Raw genomic sequence first — 2697 nt, forward strand, 5'->3', positions numbered from 1 at the left:
TGTGTGATGCCGGTTTTGTCATGAGTCTGGCCTATAAACACGACACACGACCACCGAAAAAACTGATGGAACGGGCAGTGGTTGAATTGGTGAGGTGTCTGTCACCAGAAGATAAAAGACAGTTGTTGTTGATTATTACGAATAATCCACGGGAATAATTGGGGTAATGCCATCAAACGCTTTTCGCTGTTCCCAAGTGTATATGGTCGATAGCATCTGCCTGATGTTTTCCAAAGCTTCATTCTCTGAATGACCATCTACCAGATCAGTGATCCGAAGTCGGTCGTCATACCCAAAAAAATCACCGCTCCAGAGCAAAACTTGGGGATAGGTAAAGCGGATCTGGACTCCGGATTTGGTTACATTGATTTCCAATATGTTAACCACTGTCATCAGCGCATCCAGTGAGCAATAGTGCATCTGTGTTTGTATCATCTGACTGGTCTCCCAAAGAAAAAACCAATTATGACAATGGTTTATTATAAACCATAAAATTTCTGTGATTCAAAAAAGTTCATGCTAAACCATTGCAAATAGGGTAATTTTTTATGAACTACACGATTCAGTATATTTGTGACATAAAGCCATGGAAGAGACAGCAGAACCCAGCCAGTTCTCCCTCCGTTTGCCTCCAGATGTTCGTCAATATCTTCATACTTGCGCCAACAAACACGGCCGATCACTGAATTCTGAGATTTTGAAACGGCTCGAATACAGCATTGACCTGGAGTCAAGGCATGAAAGTAATTTAGTAAAGTCTATTACTGAAATTAGCGAAGATTTCAGCGGTGGTAGCGACGTAAATAATGCCATGGTGCTGAAAGAGCTAATGACGATTCGTGAAACTCTTGAGTATCTATCCAGTGATAAACACTCCACCGATATGATCAAAATAATCCTCCGATTTTTAGCTCGAAAAATATAATTTTTTTTGTTAAAGCGTGACCGGTACAGCAAAAAACACTGGTCTGTTACCAGGCTGTTTAAAACCGCTATTCAGTATCTTGCCAGAAAAGTTTAAAGCTACTATGTAACTCCAGGGTTATTTATTTCTTGTGTTTTAGTAACTCCAGAGTTATAATAATTGAACTTTAAACAGCTATGGGATTGAAGTGAAAAGCCGAGAGTTGATTAAAGAAATGGAGGCGGCTGGCTGGATACTCGATAGAGTAAAAGGCAGTCACCATATTTATAGACATCCTGATTTCAAGCGTTCTATACCCGTTCCCCATCCAAGAAAGGATTTAAAAAAAGGAACCCTGGAGGCCATCAGGAAACAAGCCGGGCTGAAATAAGCCCGGTAACTCTCGGATTTTCCAATCCCTGCAGGAGATTTTATGCAATATCCGATTGCTATTGAATGGGGTGATGATCAGTTTGCCACCGGCATTTCTATTCCTGATATTCCCAACGCAGTGACAGCGGGTGATACGTTTGAGGAAGCCTATAAGTCAGCGGTTGAAGCGGCTTATATCATGCTTGAGGAAATGGCCAATAATGGGGAGAAAATCCCCATGCCCTCCACCGTGGCAGAGCTGCAAAAAAAGACGGAATATTCTGGCTGGGGATGGGGGATGATTGAAATTGATATTACCCCTTATCTGGGCAAGTCAGAGAAAATAAATGTTACCCTGCCGGGAAACATCATCCGCCAGATTGATGATTTTGTCAGTCATCATTCTGTAAAAAGTCGATCAGCTTTTTTGGCGGATGCGGCATTGCAAAAACTGGGTTCCTGTTAAGGAACCCAGTTTTTAATCCATGCATAACTCCGGCTGCCGGTCAAAACTAGAATGACGATACCGGTTCCCCACCTCAGGATGGGCGGGATTTTAGGAAAATAAACCGGGTAAAGAGTGGTGGGCCAATTTCACTCATTTTCCCTGTCAAACGCTGTCATCTTTGATCTGTTAATCCTGACGTATTGTGATATAATGTGTACATAATCACACAATACAGGCTGCAGCATGACAACTACAATGACGGTCAGGTTAGAAGAACATTTGAAACAACGTCTGGATAAACTGGCCGAAGCTACACACCGGTCCAAGTCATTTCTGGCTGCCGAGGCCATAAGGGAATTTGTCGAACTGAATGAATGGCAGGTTGCTCAATTGCAACAATCCATCAGTGAAGCTGATGATGGAGATTTTGCCACGGATCAGGAAGTGAAAGAGGTCATGGGGCGCTGGGGCGTTAATAGTGGAAATTAAGTTGCTGAAAACGGCACTGGCAAATCTGGATCATGAAGCAAAATACATCGCCAGGGAAAACCCGAAGGCAGCCCGGCAAATGGTTCAGCGAATTCATAGAGCTGTTATGCAATTGGCTGATAACCCTTCTGCCGGTCGGCCCGGTCGCATTGCAGGCATTCGTGAACTGGTGATAGCTGATACCCGCTACATCATTCCTTATCGGGTTAAACCAACACAACAACGAATAGAGATTTTACGGGTGTTTCACAGCGCCAGAAAACTGCCGGAACAGTGGTAAGCTTATTCTACTCATAAACCAGACGGTAACCCGCTTTCACCAGTTTGATTTTGTAACAATTTTTCATGCCTGAAAGGGACGTGTGGCGATTTCAGCCGTTCTTTCAGTTTTTTCTGAAATTGGTGGCGGTCAGTCCGCTGACCAGATCTTGCAGGGTAATCACCAAAGCCCCGGTGCTGGCAGAGGCCAGCATCAGGCCCATGA

The 2697-nt window shown here is 43.8% G+C and carries 6 protein-coding genes; 5 read left to right on the forward strand and 1 reads right to left on the reverse strand.

The features are described 5' to 3' along the window. Nucleotides 1-135: 135 nt before the first annotated feature. Entirely contained in the window at nucleotides 136-435 is a 300-nt protein-coding gene (locus KDK14_RS08170; RefSeq protein ID WP_257264598.1) for a hypothetical protein, read from the reverse strand. A gap of 151 nt (nucleotides 436-586) precedes the next feature. On the opposite strand from KDK14_RS08170, the gene KDK14_RS08175 reads away from it, so the two are divergent. From KDK14_RS08175 to KDK14_RS08195, 5 genes are all read left to right on the forward strand, one after another. After that, nucleotides 587-925, forward strand: a complete 339-nt coding sequence (locus KDK14_RS08175) for an Arc family DNA-binding protein (RefSeq protein WP_257264600.1) — start codon at nucleotides 587-589, stop codon at nucleotides 923-925. Between the two features lie 187 nt (nucleotides 926-1112). Then, a complete protein-coding gene (locus tag KDK14_RS08180) occupies nucleotides 1113-1295 on the forward strand; it encodes a type II toxin-antitoxin system HicA family toxin (protein WP_257264602.1) in 183 nt (60 codons plus the stop codon). Nucleotides 1296-1337: 42 nt separating this feature from the next. Continuing rightward, complete coding sequence (locus KDK14_RS08185) at nucleotides 1338-1742, forward strand: type II toxin-antitoxin system HicB family antitoxin (protein WP_257264604.1); 405 nt, start codon at nucleotides 1338-1340, stop codon at nucleotides 1740-1742. A gap of 225 nt (nucleotides 1743-1967) precedes the next feature. Then, the gene (locus KDK14_RS08190; RefSeq protein WP_257264605.1) at nucleotides 1968-2213 is read left to right on the forward strand and encodes a CopG family ribbon-helix-helix protein; all 246 of its coding nucleotides are present in this window, start codon (nucleotides 1968-1970) and stop codon (nucleotides 2211-2213) included. Then, on the forward strand, nucleotides 2203-2493 hold the full coding sequence (locus KDK14_RS08195; RefSeq protein ID WP_257264606.1) for a type II toxin-antitoxin system RelE/ParE family toxin: 291 nt from the start codon (nucleotides 2203-2205) through the stop codon (nucleotides 2491-2493). Before KDK14_RS08190 ends, KDK14_RS08195 begins: the two co-directional genes overlap by 11 nt. Nucleotides 2494-2697: the final 204 nt, after the last annotated feature.

The sequence above is a fragment of the Endozoicomonas sp. ONNA2 genome, assembly GCF_024606365.1.
Taxonomy (GTDB): domain Bacteria; phylum Pseudomonadota; class Gammaproteobacteria; order Pseudomonadales; family Endozoicomonadaceae; genus Endozoicomonas.